Source organism: Lysinibacillus sp. FN11, assembly GCF_024628845.1.
Lineage (GTDB): Bacteria > Bacillota > Bacilli > Bacillales_A > Planococcaceae > Lysinibacillus > Lysinibacillus capsici.
This window is the reverse complement of sequence record NZ_CP102383.1, coordinates 417,593-443,548: the sequence shown is the minus strand read 5'-3', so window position 1 is coordinate 443,548 and position 25,956 is coordinate 417,593. Positions and strand designations below refer to the sequence as shown.

20 protein-coding genes are annotated in these 25,956 nt (G+C 37.5%); 8 read left to right on the top strand and 12 right to left on the bottom strand.

Features of this window, described 5'->3' with window-relative positions; translation table 11 throughout:
- The first annotated feature begins 10 nt into the window (after positions 1-10).
- The 8 genes from NP781_RS02025 (at position 11) to NP781_RS01990 (ending at position 10,191) form a co-directional block, all read left to right on the top strand.
- Positions 11-1,708, top strand: coding sequence for an Rqc2 family fibronectin-binding protein (locus NP781_RS02025; RefSeq protein ID WP_257521283.1), 1,698 nt, complete (start codon positions 11-13; stop codon positions 1,706-1,708).
- A 253-nt stretch (positions 1,709-1,961) separates the two neighbouring features.
- Positions 1,962-2,678, top strand: a complete 717-nt coding sequence (locus NP781_RS02020; protein WP_257521282.1) for an MCP four helix bundle domain-containing protein — start codon at positions 1,962-1,964, stop codon at positions 2,676-2,678.
- Between the two features lie 21 nt (positions 2,679-2,699).
- Positions 2,700-3,647, top strand: a complete 948-nt coding sequence (locus NP781_RS02015; RefSeq protein ID WP_257521281.1) for a methyl-accepting chemotaxis protein — start codon at positions 2,700-2,702, stop codon at positions 3,645-3,647.
- 909 nt (positions 3,648-4,556) lie between these two features.
- On the top strand, positions 4,557-6,221 hold the full coding sequence (locus NP781_RS02010) for a peptide ABC transporter substrate-binding protein (RefSeq protein WP_004227373.1): 1,665 nt from the start codon (positions 4,557-4,559) through the stop codon (positions 6,219-6,221).
- 132 nt (positions 6,222-6,353) lie between these two features.
- Positions 6,354-7,283, top strand: a complete 930-nt coding sequence (locus tag NP781_RS02005) for an ABC transporter permease (RefSeq protein WP_004227372.1) — start codon at positions 6,354-6,356, stop codon at positions 7,281-7,283.
- Complete coding sequence (locus NP781_RS02000) at positions 7,283-8,203, top strand: ABC transporter permease (protein WP_004227369.1); 921 nt, start codon at positions 7,283-7,285, stop codon at positions 8,201-8,203. The genes NP781_RS02005 and NP781_RS02000 overlap by 1 nt, the downstream gene beginning before the upstream one ends.
- 13 nt (positions 8,204-8,216) lie before the next feature.
- Complete coding sequence (locus NP781_RS01995; RefSeq protein WP_221679782.1) at positions 8,217-9,272, top strand: ABC transporter ATP-binding protein; 1,056 nt, start codon at positions 8,217-8,219, stop codon at positions 9,270-9,272.
- Positions 9,265-10,191 (top strand): ABC transporter ATP-binding protein, encoded by a 927-nt coding sequence (locus NP781_RS01990; protein WP_221679779.1) that lies wholly within the window; start codon positions 9,265-9,267, stop codon positions 10,189-10,191. The genes NP781_RS01995 and NP781_RS01990 overlap by 8 nt, the downstream gene beginning before the upstream one ends.
- Before the next feature lie 550 nt (positions 10,192-10,741).
- Here NP781_RS01990 and opp4C read toward each other — a convergent pair.
- From opp4C to NP781_RS01930, 12 genes are all read right to left on the bottom strand, one after another.
- The gene (opp4C, locus tag NP781_RS01985) at positions 10,742-11,650 is read right to left on the bottom strand and encodes an oligopeptide ABC transporter permease (RefSeq protein ID WP_048395389.1); all 909 of its coding nucleotides are present in this window, start codon (positions 11,648-11,650) and stop codon (positions 10,742-10,744) included.
- 12 nt (positions 11,651-11,662) lie between these two features.
- The gene (opp4B, locus tag NP781_RS01980) at positions 11,663-12,628 is read right to left on the bottom strand and encodes an oligopeptide ABC transporter permease (RefSeq protein ID WP_016994271.1); all 966 of its coding nucleotides are present in this window, start codon (positions 12,626-12,628) and stop codon (positions 11,663-11,665) included.
- Between the two features lie 82 nt (positions 12,629-12,710).
- The gene (gene opp4A / locus NP781_RS01975) at positions 12,711-14,444 is read right to left on the bottom strand and encodes an oligopeptide ABC transporter substrate-binding protein (protein ID WP_221679777.1); all 1,734 of its coding nucleotides are present in this window, start codon (positions 14,442-14,444) and stop codon (positions 12,711-12,713) included.
- A gap of 54 nt (positions 14,445-14,498) precedes the next feature.
- Complete coding sequence (locus NP781_RS01970; RefSeq protein ID WP_048395393.1) at positions 14,499-15,488, bottom strand: ABC transporter ATP-binding protein; 990 nt, start codon at positions 15,486-15,488, stop codon at positions 14,499-14,501.
- A 4-nt stretch (positions 15,489-15,492) separates the two neighbouring features.
- Positions 15,493-16,488: an ABC transporter ATP-binding protein gene (locus NP781_RS01965; RefSeq protein ID WP_048395394.1), complete on the bottom strand. Its 996-nt coding sequence runs from the start codon at positions 16,486-16,488 to the stop codon at positions 15,493-15,495.
- Positions 16,489-17,367: 879 nt separating this feature from the next.
- The gene (pyrE, locus tag NP781_RS01960) at positions 17,368-17,997 is read right to left on the bottom strand and encodes an orotate phosphoribosyltransferase (protein ID WP_048394623.1); all 630 of its coding nucleotides are present in this window, start codon (positions 17,995-17,997) and stop codon (positions 17,368-17,370) included.
- 3 nt (positions 17,998-18,000) lie between these two features.
- Positions 18,001-18,705, bottom strand: a complete 705-nt coding sequence (gene pyrF / locus NP781_RS01955) for an orotidine-5'-phosphate decarboxylase (protein WP_221679775.1) — start codon at positions 18,703-18,705, stop codon at positions 18,001-18,003.
- Complete coding sequence (locus NP781_RS01950; RefSeq protein WP_048394627.1) at positions 18,705-19,616, bottom strand: dihydroorotate dehydrogenase; 912 nt, start codon at positions 19,614-19,616, stop codon at positions 18,705-18,707. The genes pyrF and NP781_RS01950 overlap by 1 nt, the downstream gene beginning before the upstream one ends.
- Positions 19,613-20,386: a dihydroorotate dehydrogenase electron transfer subunit gene (locus NP781_RS01945; RefSeq protein WP_004227355.1), complete on the bottom strand. Its 774-nt coding sequence runs from the start codon at positions 20,384-20,386 to the stop codon at positions 19,613-19,615. The genes NP781_RS01950 and NP781_RS01945 overlap by 4 nt, the downstream gene beginning before the upstream one ends.
- Before the next feature lies 1 nt (position 20,387).
- Positions 20,388-23,585, bottom strand: a complete 3,198-nt coding sequence (gene carB / locus NP781_RS01940; protein WP_221679773.1) for a carbamoyl-phosphate synthase large subunit — start codon at positions 23,583-23,585, stop codon at positions 20,388-20,390.
- Complete coding sequence (gene carA / locus NP781_RS01935) at positions 23,578-24,678, bottom strand: glutamine-hydrolyzing carbamoyl-phosphate synthase small subunit (RefSeq protein ID WP_221679772.1); 1,101 nt, start codon at positions 24,676-24,678, stop codon at positions 23,578-23,580. Before carA ends, carB begins: the two co-directional genes overlap by 8 nt.
- Positions 24,678-25,955, bottom strand: coding sequence for a dihydroorotase (locus tag NP781_RS01930; RefSeq protein ID WP_257521280.1), 1,278 nt, complete (start codon positions 25,953-25,955; stop codon positions 24,678-24,680). The genes carA and NP781_RS01930 overlap by 1 nt, the downstream gene beginning before the upstream one ends.
- Between the last annotated feature and the right edge of the window lies 1 nt (position 25,956).

Here is a 25,956-nt window from a genome sequence, read left to right as displayed (position 1 = left end):
AGGAATTCATATGGCATTTGATGGCTTATTTACTTATTCAATAACTGCCGACCTACAACAGCTAGTCACTGGTCGGATTACCAAAATACACCAACCTAATGCACAAGAGGTTATTTTACATGTGCGAGCGAACGGAAAGAATCATAAATTACTGTTTTCCATCCACTCTTCTTATGCACGTGTACACCTTACAGAACAAGTGATTGAAAATCCAGCAGAGCCGCCAATGTTTTGTATGCTTTTGCGTAAGCATATAGAGGGTGGTTTTATTGCTTCTATAAAACAGCGTGATTTTGATCGCATTATAATAGTAGAAATTGAAAGTAAAAATGAAATTGGAGATCCAATTGTAAGAGAAATACATGCTGAAATTATGGGTAGACATAGTAATCTACTGTTGATTGATCAAGAGCAGGGAAAAATTATTGACAGCCTAAAACATCTACCGCCTTCAGTCAATAGCTTCCGGACTGTACTACCAGGGCAACCGTATATTGCGCCACCCACACAAAACAAATGGAATCCTTTAACAGTGACAGATGAAGAGCTAACAGCATTTTTTGTTGAAGCAAAAACCTCTAAAGAGATAGTGCAACAATTAGCTGGTTTTTCACCTCTCCACGCAGAAGAATTATTGTATCGAATGAAGACGACTTCAAATACGCTAGCATGTTTCAAGGATTTTATGACCTCCTTTGCGAACGGTGGAATGAAGCCTATGTACGTACTCTTCAAACAGAAAGTATACTTTTCCCCTATCGAATTAACGCACTTGCATGACGGGGATATAACAATCTATCCTAATGTCCATGAGCTTCTTGATCGTGTATTCTTTGCACGTGCAGAGCGAGATCGTGTAAAACAACAAGCAGGCGATTTAGAGCGCTGGCTACAAAATGAGATTGACAAACTAGCTTTAAAAACAAAAAAGTTAACGAAGGATTATGAACGTGCCTCTAAGCTCGATCAATTCCAACTATATGGTGAGCTATTAATGGCTAATATCTATGCCTTTGAAAAAGGAGTCAAGGAAGTTACTGTCACAAATTACTATAGTGAAACTGGCGAAGAAATAACGATTCCAGTAAGCGAACGTAAAACACCGATTGAAAATGCCCAAAGCTATTATACAAAGTACACAAAGGCAAAAAATGCCTTGGTCATGGTTCAAGAGCAGCTAGAAAAAACGACTGATGAAATTTCTTACTTCGAAATGCTAGCACAGCAAGTTCAGCAGGCTTCTCCTGGAGATATTGAGGAAATTCGTGAAGAGCTAGCAGAGCAAGGTTACTTAAAACTACGTCATGCGAAGAAAAAGAAAAAACAAGCGAAACCTGAACCAGAACGCTATGTTTCTTCTACAGGTGTAATAATCTCTGTTGGAAAAAACAATAAACAAAATGACATGCTGACATTTAAACTAGCAAAGCGGACTGATATTTGGTTACACACAAAAGATATTCCTGGATCACATGTTGTCATTCATTCAAGTGAACCAGATGAAACGACGTTGCGAGAAGCTGCCACACTAGCCGCCTATTTTTCTAAGGCCAGAGAATCCTCTTCCGTGCCTGTAGATTATACCGAAATAAGACAGGTTAAAAAACCAAATGGTGCCAAACCTGGTTTTGTCATCTATTTTGAACAAAAGACACTGTATATTGACCCTGATGAGACAGTCATTTTACAGTTAAAGAAACAGTCATAAAGGAAGAAACCGATACAAATTGTATCGGTTTCTTCTTTTTTATAACGAGTACACGTAATCCGTACTATAAAACGATGAAAACAACCTTATCTTGATTGATTTTTACAGACAATCTTCCTTATTATAATAACAATTTAAAAACACATGAATAATCTGCACTGTTTCCTTCAACGAATATTGACTTCTACTACTGAGAAACGCTAAATTAAAGTATAAAAATTTTTATAGAGCATTTAGGAAAGGGCGTATCTATATGTCTGTAGGTAAAAAATTAAGCTTTGGTTTCTTTGCAATTATTCTCACATTAATCATTTCTTTGTTCATTATGTTTCTGTTATTTTCAAACATTGAAAAAAAGATTGAAAATGCATTAGAAGGACATGTTGCCCTTGTAGAATTAGCAGATGATATTCAATACGAAATGGCTATGCAAGGTCTTTTCATTCGTGCCATTATCATCGAAGACAAACCTGCTAACAAAGAGAGTTTCTCAAAATATGCAAGTATGCTCGACACACATGTAGAAGAAATCATAGAAAAATCAAATTCAGCTGAAATGGAAACATATGCACAGGAATTAAAAATTTATAATGATACTTTTAACAAGGCAGCAACCGAAGCAATAGCTCTATTTGAAGCTGGTAATCTAGAAGGTGCTTTGCAAAAGGTAAATGGTGAAGTACAACAAGCGAATAAAGGTATACAAGATGTATCCGATAAAATTGGAAACTATCAAAAGGAACAACTAGATATTGTGACAAAAGAATCTAAACAGGCCGTATTCAATTCCCAACTTATTTCCATTATCGCAATCATTATTGGTATCGCTCTAGGTATTTTCCTTATTTTCTATATACAACGGACAATCTCACGCCCTTTAAAATCTGTCGTTCTGGCAGCCAACCATGTAGCTAATGGTGAATTAATTCATCCAGATATTACCTATCAATCAAAAGATGAAATTGGTTAGCTTTCAACAGCTTTTAATGCCATGAAGGGTAATCTGAAAAATTTATTAACGCATATACAGGACAATGCAGAGCATTTAACAGCTTCAGTAGAGGAACTTTCTGCCTCCACTGAAGAAATAACTGCCACTGCTGATGAAATAACAATACGGATTAATGAAACAGCTGATGCTGCAGTGACAGCTACAGTAGCAGCTAACGAAAGCGCACACGCAATGGATGAAACGGCTGTAGGTGTTCAACGGATAGCTGAGGCAACTCAGCAACTACATCAGAATGCTATAACAACTTCTGAATTAGCAACAAATGGAAATGAGACTGTAGAAGAAGCTCAGCAACAAATGAATGTCATCCATGAATCAACACAAATGATTAATAATCTTGTTCAAAAATTGAGTAAGCAATCAGATGAGATTAGTCAGATCACAGCTGTCATTACAGCCATTACAGATCAAACAAATTTATTGGCACTCAATGCAGCAATTGAAGCGGCTAGAGCTGGAGAGCATGGTAAAGGATTTGCGGTTGTAGCAGATGAGGTTCGTAAGTTAGCTGAGGAATCCAAACAATCAGCCAACCAAATCGTTGCCTTAACGCTAGATATTCAACAGGATACACATAATGTAGAAAAAGCAGTCTTTGATGGACTTCATTCTGTCACAGAGGGCGTTAAAATCATCGGACATGCTGGACAAGCCTTTGAAGGAATTGTGAAAGCAATTAATACGATGACAGATCAGATTGAAGATATATCAGCTACCTCTGAAGAAATTTCAGCTAGTGCTGAACAGGTTGCAGCGTCCGTTGCAGAAATCGCCCACGGTGCTTCAACGAGCGCAGATAATACAAAAATTGTAGCTTCAGCAACAAGAGAACAATCTATAACAGTACAACAAGTAAACCAAGTTGCCGCAGATCTAAGCGAAAAGTCCTTAGATTTACAGAATCAAATCAATCAATTTAAACTTTAAATAGAAAACAGTGCATTTTATAGATGGGATGCACTGTTTTTTTATATTTTTTTCATAGTACACCACTTAAAAAGTGGAAGAATATCCTTCTGAATAGCTATTGATAACGTTTTCATTTGATGAATAAACAGATTTTTAGTAATTATTTGCATTATCAATCCTCTTCAGTAAGACAAATGACATCCTCAAAAAAACAATATGATTAAAAGGGTTCTCTTTGGAAGAATATAGGACGAATTGAAGCATTCTCTTTATTTTTTGACTGATGAATAAAACAGTAACCAACTGCATAAATGCATGTATATTCAACTAGCTCTAAAATTATTTCAAAAAAACTTAATCTCATAAACTAGCTTGTCACTAAATCCAATTTTTTCTTAGTATGGGTACCTTTTTTCATACAAATGCTCATTTTTTTCTTTTTCTTCCCCACAAATGGATAATCCTAGAAAAATACAAAACAAGTTTCTTATATATCATTAATAGATAAAAATATTCATGTTTTGCGATAGTAAATTACAAGAAATTACCTGTAAAAGAAACTAATTCACTGAGTTTTACATAGATTTTCTACAAATCTATACAAATTCCTCAAGGTATTACATCTATGACTTTTGATTCATTTTTCAAATATCGATAATATTATCAAAAAAATAGGAATTTTCCGTATAGTAAATCATTTTTTTATTTTTACTTTATTTTTGATATTCAGAATAAGTAAATATCAAATTTTTAATATATATACACTTCTCCTCTTTAGTGTGATAAATCGGAAAAATTTATTATTCTCCTAAATGTCAGATAATACTATATAAATTCGAATCTTTTTTATTTTGTACACAATGATTTTTTTGGTATATTAAATAGGAGCTTCACAAAAGGCTTAAAAATTGTATAAGGGGGATTCACATGAATAAAAACAAAAAGTTTTTATTACTAACAGTCCTTGCAGTATTTTCTTTAGTACTTGCTGCATGTGGCTTCGGTGGAGATTCGTCTGACAAATCAAAAGACGAAGGAAAAGATTCTGGTTCTTCAGAAGAAACAACTTCATCAGGTGGCGAATTAAATGTTGTAGTAGCTTCTGAGCCGCCATCACTTCATCCTGCATTAGCAACAGATACAACTTCTGGTGTTATTCTTACAAATACTTTTGAAGGATTAACAACACTTGATGCAGACGCTCGTCCGGTTGCAGCTGCTGCTGAAAGCTGGGAAGTTAGTGAAGATTTAAAAACATACACGTTCAAATTACGTGATGCTAAATGGTCAAACGGAGATCCAGTAGTAGCTGGTGACTTCGAATACGCTTGGAAATGGGCATTAAACCCAGACAATCTTTCTGAATATGCTTCAATCCTTTATCCAATTAAAGGTGCTGCAGCATACAACAATGGTGAAGGTTCTGCTGATGATGTAGGCGTTAAAGCACAAGACGAAAAAACATTAGTAGTAACTTTAGAAAACCCAACACCTTACTTCTTAGAATTAACAGCATTCAAAACATATGCACCATTAAACCAAAAAGTAGTTGAAGGTAATGATGAGTGGTATGCAGATGCTGGTGAAAACTATGTAACAAACGGTCCTTTCACATTAGCTGAATGGAGACACAATGATACAATCGTATTAAAGAAAAACCCAGAGTACTGGGATGCTGATAAAGTTTCTTTAGAAACTGTTAATATCGGTATGGTTGAGTCTGAAGCAACTGCAGCAACAAGTTTCAAAGCTGGAGAAATTGACTACTTAGGTGCACCATTCCAATCTGTGGCACTTGATTCAATCGATGCATTTAAAGCTGATGGTTCATTAAATATCAATGACCAAGCTTCTGTTTACTGGTACAAGCTAAATACAAAAGATAAAATCACTGGAAACGCTAACATCCGTAAAGCGTTAGCTTTAGCAGTTGATCGTCAAGGTTTAATCGACAACATTACTAAAGGTGAGCAAAAACCTGCATTAGGTATGGTTCCTATCGCCGTTCATGGCTTTGAAGAAGACCGTGGTTACTTCAAAGATAACGATATCGAAGGTGCTAAAGCAGCACTTGAAGCTGGTATGAAAGAACTTGGAATTACAAACCCAGCAGATATCAAAATTAACCTTTCTTACAACACAAGTGAAGCACACGCTGCTATCGCTCAATACGTTCAAGAGGGCTGGACTAAAAACCTAGGTATCACTGTAGGTCTAGATAACTCTGAATGGCAAGTATATTTAGAAAAACTTAACCAATTAGATTACCAAGTTGGCCGTATGGGCTGGGTTGGTGACTACAACGATGCTTATACATTCTTAGAAATGTATGACACTGCTGCAAATGGTAACAACGATACTGGTTGGGAAAGTGCAGAATACAAAAAATTATTAGATCAATCTAACGTTGAAGCAGATCCTGCTAAACGTCTTGAGCTTTTAAAACAAGCTGAAAAAGTTGCTGTGAATGATTTCCCAGTTATTCCAATCTACTACTACACGAACCTATCTGTAGTACAAGATTATGTGAAAAACATGAAGGCAGACATCCTTGGTAACATCTCTCTTAAAGAGGTTAAAGTAGAGAAATAATCAACAATAATTCGCTTATTTAGCTCTACAGCGAAGAGCTGCCTCGTAGCCACTTCGGCGCGAGTCAGCTCTTTTTAAAATACGAAGGCATATATTTGTCTGAAAATTGACAAATAGAAGGAGGAGTTTTATGTGATTAAATATATTTTGAAAAGGCTGATGTATATACTTCTCGCGCTTTTCGTCATCGTAACGGTTACGTTTTTCTTAATGCGTCTCGCTCCTGGTAGTCCTTTCGCGAGTGAACGTAATTTCCCACCTCAAATTGAGGAGAAGTTAAACGAAACGTATGGATTAAATAACCCTTGGTATATTCAATATAAAGATTATTTAATCGATACGGCCACATTCAATTTCGGTGAGTCAATGAAATATAAAGCGCGTTCTACAAATGATATGATTTCTGAAAGTTTCCCTGTTTCATTAACATTAGGGATTGAAGCTATGCTATTAGCAGTTGGATTCGGTGTATTAATTGGCGTAGTTTCCGCGCTATATCATAATAGGTTCCCGGATTATTTGGCAACGTCCTTTGCGGTGCTCGGTATATCAGTACCTTCATTTATCTTAGCAGGTTTAATGCAGTATTTCTTAGCCTTTAAGCTAGGCTGGTTCCCTATTAGTGGGTGGAAGGGCTTTATTTATAGTATTTTACCAGCCCTTGCAATCGCTTTCTCACACATGGGCTTTATCGCAAAATTAACACGTTCAAGTATGCTTGAACAAAACAATAGTGATTATGTAAAAATGGCTCGTGCAAAAGGTATTGGTAAATGGACAATCGTATTCCGTCATACATTACGAAATGCCCTTCTGCCAGTCGTAACATACCTTGGTCCATTAACAGCTGGTGTTGTAACAGGTAGTTTCATTGTTGAGCAAATTTTCGCTATTCCTGGACTTGGTAAGCACTTTGTTCAAAGTATTACAAACCGTGACTATACAGTAATTATGGGTACGACGGTGTTCTATTCCATCATCCTTTTATTTGCGGTATTAATCGTTGATATTCTATATAGTGTGATTGATCCGCGTATTAAACTGAAAGGAGCGAAAAAATAATGACACAGCAACAAATTGAAAAAGATAAGTTTAAAATTGTTGGTGGAAATCATGAAGCAACGGAAAAATTAGCTGATAAATCAGTCTCCTTTTGGAAAGAAGTATTTCTCCGTTTCTCTCATAACAAATTAGCCATCATTGGGATAATCATTTTAATCATTGTTATTTTAATGGCTACATTCGTACCAATGCTTTCTCAATATAAAGCAAGTGATCAGCTAGGTGTTTACAATGCACCACCATCTGCACAATTTTGGTTTGGAACGGACGACCTTGGTCGTGATATTTTCGTTCGTATTTGGGAAGGCGCTCGTATTTCCCTATTTATCGGAATTGCTGCAGCGATTATTGACTTAATCATCGGTGTTTTATGGGGAAGTATTTCAGGCTTAGCAGGCGGTCGCGTTGATAACATCATGATGCGTATTGCTGACGTTTTAACAGCTGTACCTTACCTTCTAGTAGTAATCGTACTTTTAGTTGTTATGCAACCTGGTTTAATTCCTATGATTATTGCCCTGTCCATCACTGGATGGATTAACATGGCACGTATCGTTCGTGGTGAAGTACTATCTATTAAAAATCAAGAGTATGTTCTTGCTGCTCGTACATTAGGTGCTAGTACAGGCCATTTAATTATTAAACACTTAGTTCCGAATGCTCTTGGTGCAATCTTAGTAACGATGACGTTAACAATTCCATCTGCTATTTTCACCGAATCATTCCTAAGCTACCTTGGTCTTGGGGTGCCTGCTCCGACAGCTTCTTGGGGTACAATGGCCTCTGATGGTAATAAAGCTATTGCCAATGCTCCATGGCGCTTGATTTTCCCAGCAGTATTTATCTCACTGACAATCTTTGCGTTTAACGCAGTTGGTGACGGCTTACGTGACGCTCTAGATCCAAAACTACGTAAATAAGGAGGTGGCCGAAATGAGTAAAACAATTCTAGAAGTAAAAGATTTAAGAATTAATTTTAAAACTTACGCAGGGCTTGTCCGTGCTGTACGTGGTGTTAACTTTGATTTAAAGGAGGGTGAAACACTCGCTATAGTAGGTGAATCAGGCTCTGGTAAAAGTGTTACAAGTAATGCATTAATGAAACTAATTCCCCAGCCACCTGGTATTTATGAGTCAGGACAAATTTTATTCAATGGCCGTGATTTAGTTCCATTAACTGATAAAGAAATGTCTAAAGTACGCGGAAATGAAATTGCAATGATTTTCCAAGATCCTATGACAAGTTTGAATCCAACAATGAAGGTCGGACGTCAAATTACTGAAGTCATTTTGCAACACAAAAAAGTTTCTAAAGACGAAGCGAAAAAACGCGCGATTGAGCTTTTAACACAGGTAGGTATCCCCTTCCCTGAAAAACGCTATAACCAATACCCACATGAATTTTCTGGTGGTATGCGTCAACGTGTTGTTATTGCCATTGCACTTGCAGCTGATCCTAAGCTATTAATTGCAGATGAGCCGACAACAGCTCTAGACGTAACAATTCAAGCGCAAATTTTAGAATTAATGAAAGAAATTCAGAAAAACTCGAAAACATCTATCATTTTCATTACACACGATTTAGGTGTAGTGGCGAATATCGCTGACCGTGTAGCGGTAATGTACGCTGGGCAAATCGTTGAATATGGTACTGTGAATGATATTTTCTATAATCCAAAGCATCCTTACACATGGGGTCTACTTGGTTCAATGCCAGATTTAGATAATGATACTGATGAGCTATTACGTACGATTCCAGGCTCACCACCCGATCTTACGAATCCACCTAAGGGTGATGCATTTGCAGCTCGTAACGAGTATGCTATGGCGATTGATTATGAACAAGAGCCACCAATGTTCCAAGTAAGTGAAACACATTTTGCAAAGACTTGGTTGTTGCATCCTGATGCACCAAAGATTCCTCTTCCAGATGCGGTTGCTAAACGTATTGAAGGGTATTTAGCAAAGGAGGCACAAGAAAATGACTAAAACTGGTGCGAAAAAAATTCTTGAAATCAAAAATTTACAGCAGCATTTTGGTTCGCCAAGTAATCCTATCAAAGCTGTAGATGGTATCAGCTTCGATGTCTACGAAGGTGAAACACTTGGTCTTGTGGGTGAATCAGGTTGTGGTAAGTCAACAACTGGTCGTTCAATTATTCGATTATATGATATTACAGGTGGCGAGATTGTTTTCGATGGTGAAAATGTCCATGGAAAAAAATCCAAAACTGAGTTAAAGAAATTTAACCGTCAAATGCAAATGATTTTCCAAGATCCTTATGCTTCTTTAAACCCTCGTATGACAGCTGGTGAGATCATTGGTGAAGCCTTTGATATTCATGGCCTTTACAAGGATAAAAAAGAACGTCGTGCAAAAATCCAAGAGTTACTTGAAGCTGTTGGTTTAAACAAAGAGCACGCGAATCGTTACGCACACGAATTCTCTGGTGGTCAACGTCAACGTATTGGGATTGCCCGTGCACTAAGTTTAGATCCTAAGTTTATCATTGCGGATGAGCCAATCTCTGCGCTAGACGTATCTATTCAAGCGCAAGTTGTTAACTTACTAAAACAACTACAAAAAGAACGTGGCTTAACATATCTTTTCATTGCCCATGACTTATCTATGGTAAAATACATCAGTGACCGTATTGCTGTAATGTACCGCGGTAAAATCATGGAAATCGGTAAAGCAGACGATATCTACAATAACCCTGTTCATCCGTATACAAAATCTTTACTATCAGCTATCCCACTTCCTGATCCAATGTCAGAGAAGCGCCGTCAACGTATTCAGTACAAGCATACAGAGGTTGACGAAAGTGCAACCTACCATGAAGTAGGTGACCAGCATTATGTTTATGGTACTGCTGATCTAGTAAAAACTTGGGTTGCTAATCGCTAAAAGCTATAACTCCTATCGACAGTATAAAAACTGTGATGGGAGTTTTTTTAATTTACTTCTTTTATTACCCAATATCCCCATCAGACTAAACCTAGATAAACTTACTACCTTTTAGTAGACTATAATTCCCTTCATTCTTTTATTTTACACAAAATAATTAGTTAATAAATACCATTTATGTAAAATTAATTTAAATATTTTAAGGAATATATTATGATAGAGTTAACACGAATAAAGGGGTGTATTCAATGAAAAAAAGTATGAAACTTCTTCTTGCTACATGTTGTTTTACAATCGTATTAATTAGTGTTGGTTCTACCACAGCATCTGCCTATCCAGGTCCATGCCACAGTCCAAAGCCTTGTGTGATTAGACCATAATAGTTGGTCTCAAAACATTATTTCAGGTCTCTATCTTCTTTGTAAGGACAATCAATATTACTATGTATTAAACTATTATCCTTTATAAAATTCGGCACCTTTAAATGTAAAAGTAATCACATTTAAAGGTGCCCTATTTTCTTGTCATTTATTTAATACCCATTTTTTAATTACCTTCTAGATTTTGGATTTAATGCATCCTTTAACCCTTCTCCGATAAAATTAATGGACAAAATTACTAGTGTAATAGCTGTTGCAGGAGGCACCCACATCCAAAGCTTCTCCTTTAATACCTCTGAGTTTCTAGCTTCGGACAGCATATTCCCCCAACTTGGTGTATCTGCTGGTACGCCTAACCCTAAAAAGCTTAAACCAGATTCAGCGACGATTGTTACAGCCATCAGCAATGTTGCTTGTACAATAATCGTCGAAGCAACATTAGGTAGTAAATGCTTCATAATAATCTTTGATGATTTACATCCTATTGATTGAGCTGCTAATATATACTCATTTTCCTTTTCAGCAAGCACCCTACTTCGTACAATCCTTGCAACTGATCCCCACATTAACAGTGAGATAACAAAAATCAAAGTCCATAGACCAGATACTTTTCCAATTAGAATTTGATTTAAAACAATTACAAAAATCATAAATGGAAACATTAAGATAAAATCTGTAAATCTCATGAGTATTTGATCTATTTTTCCACCAAAGTACCCTGAAATTGCGCCGACTGTAGTTCCAATTAAAACAATAAAGAACATACAGCTTAATCCCACTGTTAAAGAGGATCTACCAGCATAGAGCATTCTTGTAAACACATCTCGTCCATTTGTATCTGTTCCTAACCAATTTTCACTAGAGGGTGGTTTACTTATTTGGGTAAAATCCACCCGGACAATATCTTTAGTTGTAATATATGGTGCTAGAAACGATAAGATAATAACAATCAGTAAAAATATAAGGCTAATCAAGGCTAGTTTATTTTTAAAGAACTTTCGTCTCGCAATTACCCATGGCGAGGGGCTTTTCTTTGGCGATTTTGGCGTTAAAACTTCTTGATCCGTTACCAATGTCATATTTCCCCCTCCTTAATCCAATCTAATACGTGGATCTACTACACCATATAATAAATCCGCTATTAAATTTCCAAAAAGTGTTAAAAACGAAAGTAACATTGTGATCGACATCATGACTGCATAATCCCTTCTTCCAACTGATTCAAGGAAGAGAGCACCTATTCCAGGATACGTAAAGATTGTTTCTGTTATTACCGCACCGCTAATTAAAGTTGCGATATCAAACCCAAGGAACGTAATAAGAGGAATAATAGAATTTCGTAAAATATGTTTGTTATAAATTTTCGATTCTTTTGTTCCCTTTGCTCTCGCAGTTCTTACAAAATCTTTTCTACTATTTTCAATAATGTCATTCCGCAAAAATTGTGTATAGGATGCTGTTCCCATCAATCCTAATATAAGCGCAGGTAGTAAAACATGGTGGAATCTACTTATATAGTAGTCCAAATTTCCAGGCTCTAGCCCGACACCAACAGATCCGTTAAATGGGAACCAACCTAACTTGAACGAGAAAAAGTAAATGGCTACAATTCCCGCAACAAATGACGGAATGGCTAAAGCTAGATAATTATACGTTGCAATCAAATTATCCCCAAGTGTATAGGGTTTTCTACCAGCATACATGCCCATGATAAATGCAAATATGTAGGTAAAAATTAACGATGTTAGAGCTAAAAATATGGTATTAGGTATACGCTGCGCAATAATTTCTACTGCTGGTTTCTTATAAACAGTTGATTTACCAAAATCCCCTTGCATAAAATTAACAATCCATCTACCGTATTGTTGGATAATAGGATCGTTATAGCCTAATTTTTCTCTCATTTCTTCGATATATTGTGGATTCGTATTAGAAGGATCAATTTCACCAGCAAATGCATCTCCTGGCATCATTTTCGCTAAAAAGAATACCACCAACGAAATAAGGAGTAACAATGGGATCATGCCAAGTAGTCGTCGAAGTGTATATTGAAGCATGTAACGTCTCCTTATCTATAAATTTACTAACTAAGTCCTCTTTTCAAGGACTTAGTTAGCAAGAATTAAAGTACACAATAGCTTATTCTTTAATATGCCATTTATAAACATCCGTTTGGAAGCCAACAGCGTTGACATGAACACCTTGTAAACGGTTATTAATACCATATAAATCTAAGTTTTCCCATAAAGGAAGTGCAGGTAATTCTTCGTTGAAGTATTTTTGCCATTCAACATATGTTGCCATACGTTTTTCTTTGTCAAATGCTTCTTCACTTAAGCCTTTATCCAATAATTCTTGGTTTTTAGGATCTACCCAACGACCATAGTTCCACTCAGCGTCATTACCCCATAATCCTGATGGATCTGGATCAGCACCTGTACTCCACGCACCGAAGAATGCTTCTAAAGCTGCATCATCATTATCTTTCATATCATTATATAAGTTAAACTCAATTAAACTACCTGTCGCTAATTCTGTTTTTACACCAATATCATTCCAAGATTGAACAATTGCTTGTGCACGTCCTTCAAATGCTGCTGAACCTGCATAGTGACCAAATGAAATTTTAAATGGTTGTCCCTTTGGATCTTCTACGAAACCATCACCATCTTTATCTACATAACCTGCAGATGCTAATAGCTCTTTTGCTTTTTCTGGGTTGAATTCATATTGGTTTAGTTCTGACTCTGGTGCAGCAGTCCAGAAAGTAGTTGGAATCACAGTGTTGGCAACTGTTGCTTTTCCTTCTAAGAAAGCATCGATCATTGCTGGACGGTTAATTGCATATAATAATGCTTGACGTAATTCTTTTGCATTAAATTTATCAAAATCTGCCACATTTTTTAATGTAGCTTTATCACGATGACCAAAACGAAGTCCGATATATGAATAGCCCACACCATTAGTTTCTTCAATACGTACATTGCCTAATGCTTCTAATTCTTTTACAGATTGTGGTCTAATATCCATAATGTCAATTTCTCCATTTTGGAATGCACCAGTTGCTAATGATGGGTCAATTACTTTTACAATAACACCATCAAGCTGTGGTTTGCCCTTCCAGTAATCATCAAAACGCTCTAATTCAGAATATTCTCCATCTACAACTTTTTTCACCTTAAATGGCCCTAAGCCAACAGGATTTTCACGAACTTGCTTTGACTCCTCTAAATCCTTAACAGCAATACCTTCATAATGTTTCTTCGGCATTGGATTTGACCATAGATTTTCTAAATTATTAATTTTCACTTGTTCAAAAGTGATTTTTACAGTGTATGGATCTACTACTTCAATACCTTCGATTTTGTCAGCCTTACCTTCTTTTTTAGCTTTGGCACCTTTAATTCCCTCAACATAATTGTAGCGAGGTCCAGCATAATCAGGATGCGCAAGAGTTTCTAAAGCAAAAACCCAGTCATCAGCTGTTAATTCCTCACCATTATGCCATTTTACACCCTTCTGGAATGTAAACGTATACGTTAATTTATCCTCACTAATTTCCCATGAAGCTAAGTTTGGAACATATTCTAAGTCATCATTTACATCATAAATACCTTCCATTGTGAAATTTTGAATATAGCTGTCTACAATACTACCTGAATAAGCAGGATCATATACGCCTTCAGGTGCAACATCTGTACCATATGTTACGATGCCACCCTCTGTAGAAGGTTTATCTGTTGTTGTCGTTGTATCCCCACTTGTATCCTTTTCATTTTCCTTCTCTGTTTTTGATGAGTCATTATTACATGCAGCTAAAAATAATGCCATAACTAGCAATAGCATAAATGACCATAATGCTGATTTTTTCATTTTTTTCCCCCCGTAATTTTATTTTTGTCAATAACTATTTTCCGTTTTTAGTTTTTAATATAAATGACAAGCAACACTATGCCCCGACTTCACCTCCTTTAAAGCTGGCTTAGATAATGAACATTCTGCCATTGCCTTTGGACATCTTGGATGGAATGGACAGCCTGATGGTGGATTAGCAGGACTCGGTATATCTCCCTCTAAAACAATACGACTATTTTTCTTTCTCGGATCAGGCACAGGTATTGCAGAGATCAATGCTTGTGTATAAGGATGTAATGGCTCATCGTAAATATGTTCCTTATCAGCTATTTCTACAATATTTCCTAGATACATCACGCCAATTCGATCGCTCATATGCTTGACCACACTTAAATCATGTGCGATAAACAGGAATGTTAAATCAAACTCATCCTGAAGTTCTTTTAATAGATTAAGAACTTGTGATTGTACTGATACATCTAAGGCTGAAACAGGCTCGTCTGCAATAATAAGCTTTGGTCTAAGTGCAAGTGCCCGAGCAATACCAATACGCTGGCGCTGACCACCTGAGAACTCATGAGCATATTTATAATAGGCATCTTCAGGTAAGCCGACTTTTCTTAATAGCTCCATTACCTCGCCTTTTAATGATTTCAATGATTTGTTACTAAAATTCATAATCGGCTCTGCAACAATGCTTCCTACCATTTGCATAGGATTTAAAGATGCGTATGGATCCTGAAATACCATTTGAATATCTTTTCGTATATCTCTTAAAGATTTCCCTCTCAAGTTTGTAATATCTTTACCGTCAAAGATAATTTTTCCATCCGTCGAGTCTAATAATCTTAAAATTGTCCGTCCAGTTGTCGATTTGCCGCAACCCGATTCTCCAACTAACCCTAATGTCTCGCCATTTTTAATAGAAAAAGAAATGTTATCCACTGCTTTTACATGACCGACAGTATGCCTTAAGAAGCCACCTTTGATTGGGTAATATGTTTTCAAATCAATTATTTCTAATAAGTTATCCTTTTTTTGTTTTACGATTGTTTCATTCATGCTGTCAGCTCACACCCTTTCTAGTATCGCAACTTTCATAAAGTAAACAAGATACCTCATGTCCATCATCTATAAAGGAAAGTTGCGGCGTAACCTTGCTACAATCAGGCATAGCTGAAGGACATCTATCCACAAAACGGCAACCTATTTGGGGCATATTTTTCAACGAAGGTACAATCCCTTGAATGGTCGTTAACTTTTCAACTTCCTCATCGATTCTTGGTATAGAAGCCATTAATAGCTTTGTATAAGGATGCTGAGGATTGTGGAACAAATTATCTACATTTGTTTTTTCTACAATTTTCCCCGCGTACATGATAATTACTTCATCACACATTTCGGCTACGACTCCTAAATCATGTGTAATAAGTACGATGGACATATCATTTTTTGCTTGAATTGTCTTTAATAGCTCTAAGATTTGAGCTTGTACCGTCACATCAAGTGCCGTAGTAGGCTCATCTGCAATTAATAGTTTAGGTTGACATGCAATGGCAATGGCAATCATAACCCTTTGTCTCATACCACCAGATAATTGGTGAGGATACTCATCTACAATTTGATCCGCTCTGGGTATGCCGACTTGCTTTAATAAGTCTATTGCTTTACTTTTAGCCTCAGCCTTTGAGATTTTAGAGTGATTTAAGATAATCTCTTGTATTTGTGAACCAATTGTAAAAACGGGATTTAATGATGTCATGGGTTCTTGGAAAATCATACTGATATCTTTTCCTCTAATCTTATTCATGTCATCGCTAGAATAATTTTCGATGTTTTTTCCTTCAAACTTAATTTCTCCGCCTGTAATTTTGCCAATCCCTTTTGGAAGAAGCTGCATAACTGAAAGTGACATGACACTTTTTCCACATCCAGATTCTCCAACTACCCCAATAATTTGACCTGATTTGACTGAAAAAGAAACATCATCAACAGCATGATAGATATCCCCATCTATATCGAAACCAGTTTTAAGGTTTTTCACTTCTAACATTAAGCTCATTTAATATCACACCTTTAATTTTTTTACTAAAAATCACTACATCCTTTATGTAAGCAACAGAAACATATGTCTAAAATGTATTCTTTAAGTAAAAGATGTAAAAAGAAATTAGCTTTTGGCTTCCCTCATAAGATTCAATATTCCGAAAAATTAGATCATAAGATGTTAAACCTATTTCAAAATTATATTAGCTAAAAAAAACATCAAATTTTAAAGAGAACATCTTCATTACATAAAATTGATCCTATTTTCCAAATGTAATAGTAACTGGATCAGTATATAATATTCTGACAATTAGGCGTAATGCTATTTTATCTGGAAATAATACATTTAATCAAGTGAATTTTTACAATTCTCATAATATTACATACAAAATAATCCATACAACTATACCATTTCAAATTGGATACTTTAGGTTTAAGCATACTGAATATTAGTTCATTTTCAACTTTATTTGCCTAAAGTATCATTTTTTTATTTTATTAAAATAATAATAACCTACTCAATTGATCCACACATACTACGTCGAAATTTACTTTTATTTGGAAAACATGATTATAAAAGGATTTTTATTGTTTATTTAATTCAGAGAATGATACTAAATTTTCCTAATTATTATTAATGAATAATTTTATTTACTAAAGCACTAAACAAATGAAGTGTTTTATATTACATTAAAAAAATAATTATTTTTATAATTTCTTTAATCTATAGGCCATACTTCTCTTAAAAGTTAATAAAGTTTATTTTCCTTTGACTACGTCGAAAAACACAAAAAAACAACTATCAACAAAAGTATCGATAGTTGTTTCTATGCATTTGCCCTCTTTTATATTCCAGTAACTCTATGTTTTACTACTACTTTTACAAGATTTCTAATTATAGCTCTCCAGCTTTTAATTTTCCATGCCATTCTTTTAAGAATGGAATATCTTCTTCTTTAATAGCGCCGGATTCATTTGCTGCTTCAATCAGATAATCAAAATTTGTTAATGATACGTATTGGATGCCAGCCTCATCAAATGCTTGTTCAGCGCGTGGAAGATTATATGTGTATACACAAACAACTCCAAGCACCTCACAGCCTGCTGCACGCAATGCTTCTACTGCTGTAATGGAAGAACCACCTGTAGAAACGATATCCTCCACAACCACTACTTTTTGTCCTGCTACGTATTTTCCTTCAATTTGATTACCACGGCCATGCTCCTTCGCTTTAGAGCGTACATAAACCATTGGTAATTCTAAAATATCACTTACCCATGCCGCATGTGGGATACCTGCTGTAGCTGTTCCTGCTACAATTTCTGTCGCTCCAAAATTTTCTTTGATGACAGAGGCTAAACCATTTGCTAATTGTTTACGAATAACTGGATCGGAAATTGTTAAACGTGTATCACAGTAAATAGGTGATTTAATACCAGATGCCCATGTAAATAGCTCTGTAGGATTTAATTCTACTGCTCCAACTTTTAACATAGCGTGTGCAATTTCATTTTGTAATGTCATAATTTATGCCTCCCATAATTCACTTACGATTTTATATGCTGCTACTGGATCCTGTGCACCTGTTACAGCACGGCCAACAACGATGAGTGATGAACCATCATGCTTTGCCCCATCAGGTGTTGCTATACGTTTTTGATCGTGTGCAGCACCTCCAGCTAAACGAATCCCAGGTGTGACACGTAGAAATTCATCTCCACACACCTCAGCAATTGCCTTAGCCTCATGGACAGAGCAAACAACACCTTGTAAGCCTGCTTCCTTTGTCAGCCCTGCGTAGTGTAGGACAGACTCTTGCAATGAAAGAGCAATCTTTTGTTCTGCTTGCATTTGTTCTTCTGTTGTGGATGTTAATTGAGTAACAGCTATTAGCGCAGGACGTTCTTTGCCTGTTGGTGTTCCTGCTTCAAGTCCTTCTAGAGCTGCTTCCATCATAGCACGTCCGCCTGCAGCATGGACATTGACTAAATCTACCCCTAATTTTGCTAGCCCCTTCATCGCAGAGCCTACTGTATTTGGGATATCATGTAATTTTAAATCAAGGAAAATATCATGACCTAAATCCTTTACTTTACGTACGATATCAGGTCCCTCTTGCATATATAATTCCATTCCAATTTTCACGAAAAGAGGCTCATCGAATTTTTTAAGAAAATCGAATACTTCTTTTTCTCCTGGAAAATCTAGAGCTAGTATAGGTTTCGTATTCATCAACGATGGCTCCTTCCAATAATCTCTGTTATATGTTCTACACCTAATGCATCCAGCTTTGCTGGTAATTCTTCAATAATGTTCGGGCAAACGAAATGGTCAACAAAGTTAGCTGTTCCTACTGCTACAGCTGAAGCACCTGCGGACATAAAATCAATGACATCCTGTGCTTCCGTTACACCGCCCATACCAATTATCGGAATATTGACAGCCTTGTACACCTCATAAACCATTCGTATTGCTACAGGTTTTACAGCAGGACCAGATAGTCCACCTGTGCCATTAGCTATGACTGGCTTACCTGTACGCTCATCTAAACGCATACCAACCAATGTATTAATCATGGTAATACCATCTGCTCCACCTGCTTCAACAGCTAGGGCAATATCAACGATGTTCGTCACGTTTGGTGATAACTTCACATAGACTGGCACTTCTGACACAGCCTTGACAGCCTTGACCAGCTCACGTGCAGTAGCAGGATCTGTTCCAAATTGAATACCACCACATTTCACATTAGGGCACGAAATATTCAGCTCCAACGCTTTAACATTTGAGGCTGTTGAAATACGGCGTGCTACTTCTACATAGTCTGATGTCTCTGTTCCAGCAACATTGGCGATGATGGGCACATTATAATCCTCTAAAAATTTTAATTCCTCATTCATCACTTTTTCAATGCCTGGATTTTGTAGACCAATGGCATTTAACATCCCCGCTGCTGTTTCGGCAACACGTGGCGTAGGGTTACCTGCACGCGTTTCGACCGTTGTTGCCTTAATCATGATAGCCCCCAGTTTAGATAAATCATAAAGCTGTGCATATTCACGACCAAAACCAAAGCAACCTGAGGCTGGCATAATAGGGTTTTTTAAATCTAAGCCTGGTATTTGAATTGTTAAACGACTCATAGTGCCACCGTTCCTTTCGGGAAAACTGGTCCATCAGAGCAAACTTTAACATAGTCTTTTTCAACCTGATCAGTTGTTTTGCATACACATGCAAAGCAAGCTCCAATACCACAGCCCATACGTTCTTCAAATGATAAATAGCCTTCTTTTTCAGGATAAAAGCCTTCTAATGCTCTTAACATTGGTAAGGGTCCACAGGAATAAAAAACATCAAATTCAGGAGCATGCGACTCTAAAACCGTTGTTACAAAGCCTTTTGTACCTTTCGAGCCATCCACCGTAACATAATGCGTTTCACCAAGTGCACTAAATTCATCCTCATAAAAGCAGACATCTTTTGTTTGGAAGCCTAAGACGTGGATTGTTTTCACACCACGAGCATTCAATTGCTTGGCTAGCTCATGTAATGGAGGGACACCAATGCCACCACCAACTAATAGTGCAGTACCTCCCTCTTGCACCGCTTCTACTGGGAAACCATTCCCAATTGGTCCAAGTACGTTGACCAGCTGACCTTCTCGATTTGTTGCCAGAACTTTCGTACCACGCCCCTCAGCACGATAGATCATTGTAAACTCATTGTTGTCTTTATCAATATTTGCAATACTAATTGGTCGACGTAAAAGCGGCTCCAGTGAATCCGACACCTTTACATGGACAAACTGGCCAGGAGTCATCTCCTGAACCAGTTCACCATGAAGTGTCAGTTCGAAAATGTTTGTCGCAATTTGCTTTTGAGAGACGACCGTCATTTTCTCTTGACGTATCATATTAGTGTACTACCTCCGCTTTTGGCATTTGTTCTGCTGTAAATGTCATAGATTCGATAACACGTACCATTGCTTCTGCTGTATCTAAAGATGTTAGACAAGGAACACCATTTTCTACAGACTCACGACGAATTCGGAAGCCGTCACGAGCTGGTTGCTTGCCTTTTGTTAAAGTGTTGACAACAAGCTGAGCTTCCCCATTTTGGATAAGGTCAATCAATGTTTGTCCTTTCGCCCCAATCTTGCCTACTACATCAGTTCGTACGCCTGCTGCTTCAAATGCTTTTGCTGTACCTTCAGTTGCTACAATGCGATAGCCTACTGTTGAGAAGCGTTTTGCTAATGCAATCGCTTCTTCCTTATCTTTATCAGACACAGTGAATAATACTGTACCTTCTGTTCGTATTTCCATACCTGCTGCAACTAAGCCTTTATAAAGAGCTTTTTCTAATGTTGCATCTTTCCCCATTACTTCACCAGTAGATTTCATTTCAGGTCCTAATGTAATGTCTACACGTCGTAATTTAGCGAATGAGAACACTGGTACTTTTACAAATACGCCTTTTTGCTCAGCTGCTAGGCCTGTTGGATAGCCTTGCTCTACAATGGATTTGCCAAGGATTGCTTTTGTTGCAATATTAGCCATTGGGATATTTGTAATCTTACTTAGGAACGGTACTGTACGTGATGAACGTGGGTTCACCTCGATAACAAATACTTCGTCTTGTGAAATGACATATTGGATGTTCATTAAGCCGATGATGCCTAGCCCCTTCGCAAGACGAGTTGTATAGTCAACTAATGTATCTTTTTGTGCCTGTGTTAATTTTTGCGGTGGATAAACAGAGATTGAGTCACCAGAGTGAACTCCTGCACGCTCGATATGCTCCATAATTCCTGGTATTAACACATTCTCACCGTCACAGATAGCATCTACTTCAATTTCCTGTCCTGTTAAGTAACGGTCTACTAATACTGGATGATCTGGAGATGCCTCTACCGCGTTTTCCATATAGTGCTGTAATTCTTCTTGGTTATAAACAATTTCCATTGCACGTCCACCAAGTACATAAGAAGGGCGGACAAGCACTGGGAAGCCTAGACGCTCACCAATGGCAAGAGCCTCCTCTGTAGAAACCGCTGTTTCTCCTTGAGGTTGTGGAATATCTAATTCACGTAGCGCCTGCTCAAATTTATCGCGGTTTTCTGCACGGTCAATATCCTCAAGAGACGTACCTAAGATTTTCACACCATTAGCAGCTAATTTATCAGCAAGGTTAATAGCCGTTTGACCACCGAATTGAACAACAACACCAATTGGTTGTTCTAAGTCGATAATATGCATAACATCCTCAATTGTTAATGGTTCAAAATATAATTTATCGGAAATTGAGAAATCTGTTGACACTGTTTCTGGATTTGAGTTAATGATGATCGCTTCATAACCTGCTTCTTGAATCGCCCATACTGAGTGTACTGTGGCGTAGTCAAATTCTACCCCTTGGCCAATGCGGATTGGACCTGAACCGAGTACCACCACAGAAGGTTTTTCTGACTTAATCGATTCATTTTCGTCTTCATATGTGCCATAGAAATATGGTGTTTCTGATTCAAATTCTGCTGCACATGTATCCACCATTTTATAGACTGGCATAATACCATGCTCTTTACGATAAGCATACAATTCTTCTGGTGTTGTTTCCCAAAGCTCAGCAATTTTCTTATCTGCAAAGCCTAAACGTTTAGCTGTTCGTAGTACGTCTTTATCATTCTTATTGTCAGCAAGCGTTTGTTCCATATCCACAATATTTTTAAATTTATTTAAGAAGAATAGATCGATTGCTGACCATTCATGAATTTGTTCAATTGTTACACCTCGACGTAAAGCTTCACCGATGAAGAATAGACGTTCATCCCCAGCCTTGCGAATACGTTTTTCAATCCAAGAATCTGAATTTTCTTCAGCATGTTTTAACTCTAAGTGTACTTGACCTGTCTCAAGAGAACGAACCGCTTTTAGCATAGCTTCCTCAAAAGTACGACCTAAAGCCATTACTTCACCAGTAGCTTTCATTTGCGTACCAAGATTACGTTTAGCAGATTCGAATTTATCGAATGGCCAACGAGGAATTTTTGCTACGATATAGTCCAGTGCAGGCTCAAAACAAGCATACGTTGAGCCAGTTACAGGGTTCTTAATTTCATCTAACGTTAAGCCTACTGCAATTTTAGCGGCTAGCTTAGCAATTGGATAACCTGTTGCTTTTGATGCTAATGCAGATGAACGAGAGACACGTGGATTTACTTCAATCACATAGTAATTAAAGCTATATGGATCAAGTGCAAGCTGTACGTTACAGCCACCTTCAATTTTTAATGCGCGAATAATATCGAGTGAAATATTACGTAGCATTTGGTTTTCACGATCAGATAATGTTTGCGTTGGTGCAACAACGATTGAGTCACCTGTATGAATCCCTACTGGGTCAACGTTTTCCATGTTACATACAACGATGGCATTGTCAGCTGCATCACGCATTACTTCGTATTCAATTTCTTTATAGCCTGCGATTGATTTCTCTAATAGACATTGCGTTACAGGTGAATATTTTAAACCTGATGTCACAATTTCTTCTAAGTCTTGATCGTTGTAGCAAATACCGCCCCCTGTACCGCCAAGTGTAAAGGCAGGTCGAACAATGACAGGATAGCCAATTTTCGCAACAAATCTTTTCGCTTCATCTAAGTTATGAATAATATCAGATTCAGGAACTGGTGCTCCTAACTCATACATTAAATTACGGAATAAATCACGGTCCTCTGCTTTATGGATGGCATCTAATTTAGTACCAAGGATTTCAATCCCAAGCTCATCTAGAATACCTGATTTGTCTAATTCGATCGCCATATTCAGGCCCGTTTGACCACCAAGTGTTGGTAAAATCGCGTCTGGGCGTTCTTTACGTAATATACGTGATACAAAATCAAGAGTAATTGGCTCAATATAGACTTTGTCTGCAATTTCTGTATCTGTCATGATTGTAGCAGGGTTTGAGTTGATTAAAATAACGCGGTAGCCCTCTTCTTTTAATGAAAGACATGCTTGTGTTCCTGCATAGTCAAATTCTGCTGCTTGTCCGATAACAATTGGGCCTGAGCCGATTACTAAAATAGTTTCAATATCTGTACGTTTAGGCATGTTGTTTCCCCTTCCCTGCTTCTACTTCCATCATTTCGATGAATTCATCAAATAAGTGGTTTGAATCTTCTGGACCTGGTGATGCTTCTGGGTGATATTGCACTGTGAAAATTGGATATTTTTTATGACGCACACCTTCACATGTTCCATCATTTAACGCGATATGTGTTAATTCTAAATCGGTATCTTTTAATGATTCAATATCGATGGCATAGCCATGGTTCTGAGATGTTAAATCTGTACGACCTGTGCGTAAATCTTTTACTGGATGGTTACCACCACGATGTCCAAATGGTAATTTAAAGGCTTTCGCACCACTTGCTAAAGAAAAGATTTGATGGCCTAAACAAATACCGAACATTGGCACTTTTCCAATTAAGCTACGTACTGTTTCAATGCCTTCTTGAACATCTTCAGGATTTCCTGGTCCATTCGACAGCATGATACCGTCTGGATGCCAAGCTAAAATTTCCTCAGCTGACGTATTATATGGTACTACTAGCACATCACAATCACGTTTGTTTAATTCTCGTAAAATCCCATGCTTCATTCCATAATCAATTAGGACAACTCGTTTACCACGTCCTGGAGATGGGTAGGCCGCTTTTGGTGATACTTCACGAACATGGTGTGTAATGGCTGGCGTTGCTTTTAATTGTGCCACTATTTCATCTACATTTACTTCTTCATCAGCAGCTGTCAAAATCGCTTTTACTGAACCTTTACTACGAATAATACGTGTTAATTTTCGTGTATCAATCCCTTCAATTCCTGGGATATCCTTTGATGTCAAATAGTCATCTAAAGTTAAATCACAGCGGAAATTTGAAGGATTTTTAGCTAATTCACGTACAACAAATCCACGAATTGCTGGCGTAATCGATTCAAAGTCATCACGGTTAATGCCGTAATTACCAACTAAAGGATAAGTTAAAGTGACAATTTGTCCATAGAATGAAGGATCTGAAATCGTTTCCTGATAACCCGTCATGCCTGTTGTGAATACAACCTCACCTTGTGAAGCGCGCTCGCTACCAAATGCTGTACCTGTAAATACTGTGCCATCTTCTAAAACTAGTAAACGTTTTTTCATTACTCTGCCTCCTGATATACGATATTGCCTTCAAAAATCGTTAGTACGGGCCAACCCTTTGCCACCCAGCCGTTGAATGGTGTATTACGACCTTTTGATACAAAGCCTTCTGCATCAATCGTTTGTTCTTTTTGAATATCAATTAAAATCATATCAGCTGAAGCACCCACTTCTAATGTGCCATATGGCAGATCAAAAATCTCAGCTGCTTTCACTGTCATCCAATCAATTAATTGTTTTAACGTCCACTTTCCTGTTTCTACAAACTGTGTATAAAGTAGTGGGAAAGCTGTTTCGAAACCTACAATACCAAATGGTGCACCAACCATACCGCAGCATTTTTCTTCTATTGTGTGTGGCGCATGATCTGTTGCAATGCAGTCGATTGTACCATCAAGTAGTGCTGCATGTAGAGAATCTTTATCATCAGCTGCGCGTAATGGTGGGTTCATTTTCCAATTAGCATCATCAGATGGAATATCCATCTCTTCTAGCAATAAATGATGTGGACAAACTTCTGCTGTAACACGGATTCCCGCAGCCTTTGCATCTCTTACCGCACGCACTGATTCCTTCGTCGATACATGACAAACATGGTAACGAGCGCCTGCTGCTTCTGCAAGTAGTACATCTCGTGCAATTTGTACGGATTCACAGATGGAAGGTATTCCTGGGAGGCCTAGCTCTTTATTACGCTTTCCTTCATGCATCACACCATCATAGATTAATGAGTTGTCCTCACAATGCGCTACAACGACCATATCGTGCTGGGCCGCATCTTTCATTTGCTCATACATCGTTGAGGCTAGCTGGATACCAACACCATCATCTGAGAATGCCACTGCTCCATGTGCTTTTAATTCTTCAATATTTGTTCGAACCTCCCCCGATATATCCTTTGTTAGGGAACCGTATGGGAGTACTCGAATAACCGCACTGTCCTGAATGAGCCCATTGATGAGTTGCATGTTTTCAACCGAATCAGGTACTGGCTTTGTATTAGGCATTGCGCAAATTGTCGTAAAGCCACCTTTTGCTGCTGATGCCGAACCTGTTGCAATGGTTTCCTTATGCTCAAATCCTGGCTCTCGTAAATGTGTATGAACATCGATAAAGCCTGGTGCTACGATTAAACCATGTCCTTCAATCAATTCTGCACCTGCTACAGTCACATCTTGACCAATAGCCGTAATCTTTCCGTCTGCCATTGCAATATTGACTGTCTTCAATTCACCTTGTTCATCTAGCATTTGTACATTTTGAAGTACCTTTGTCATG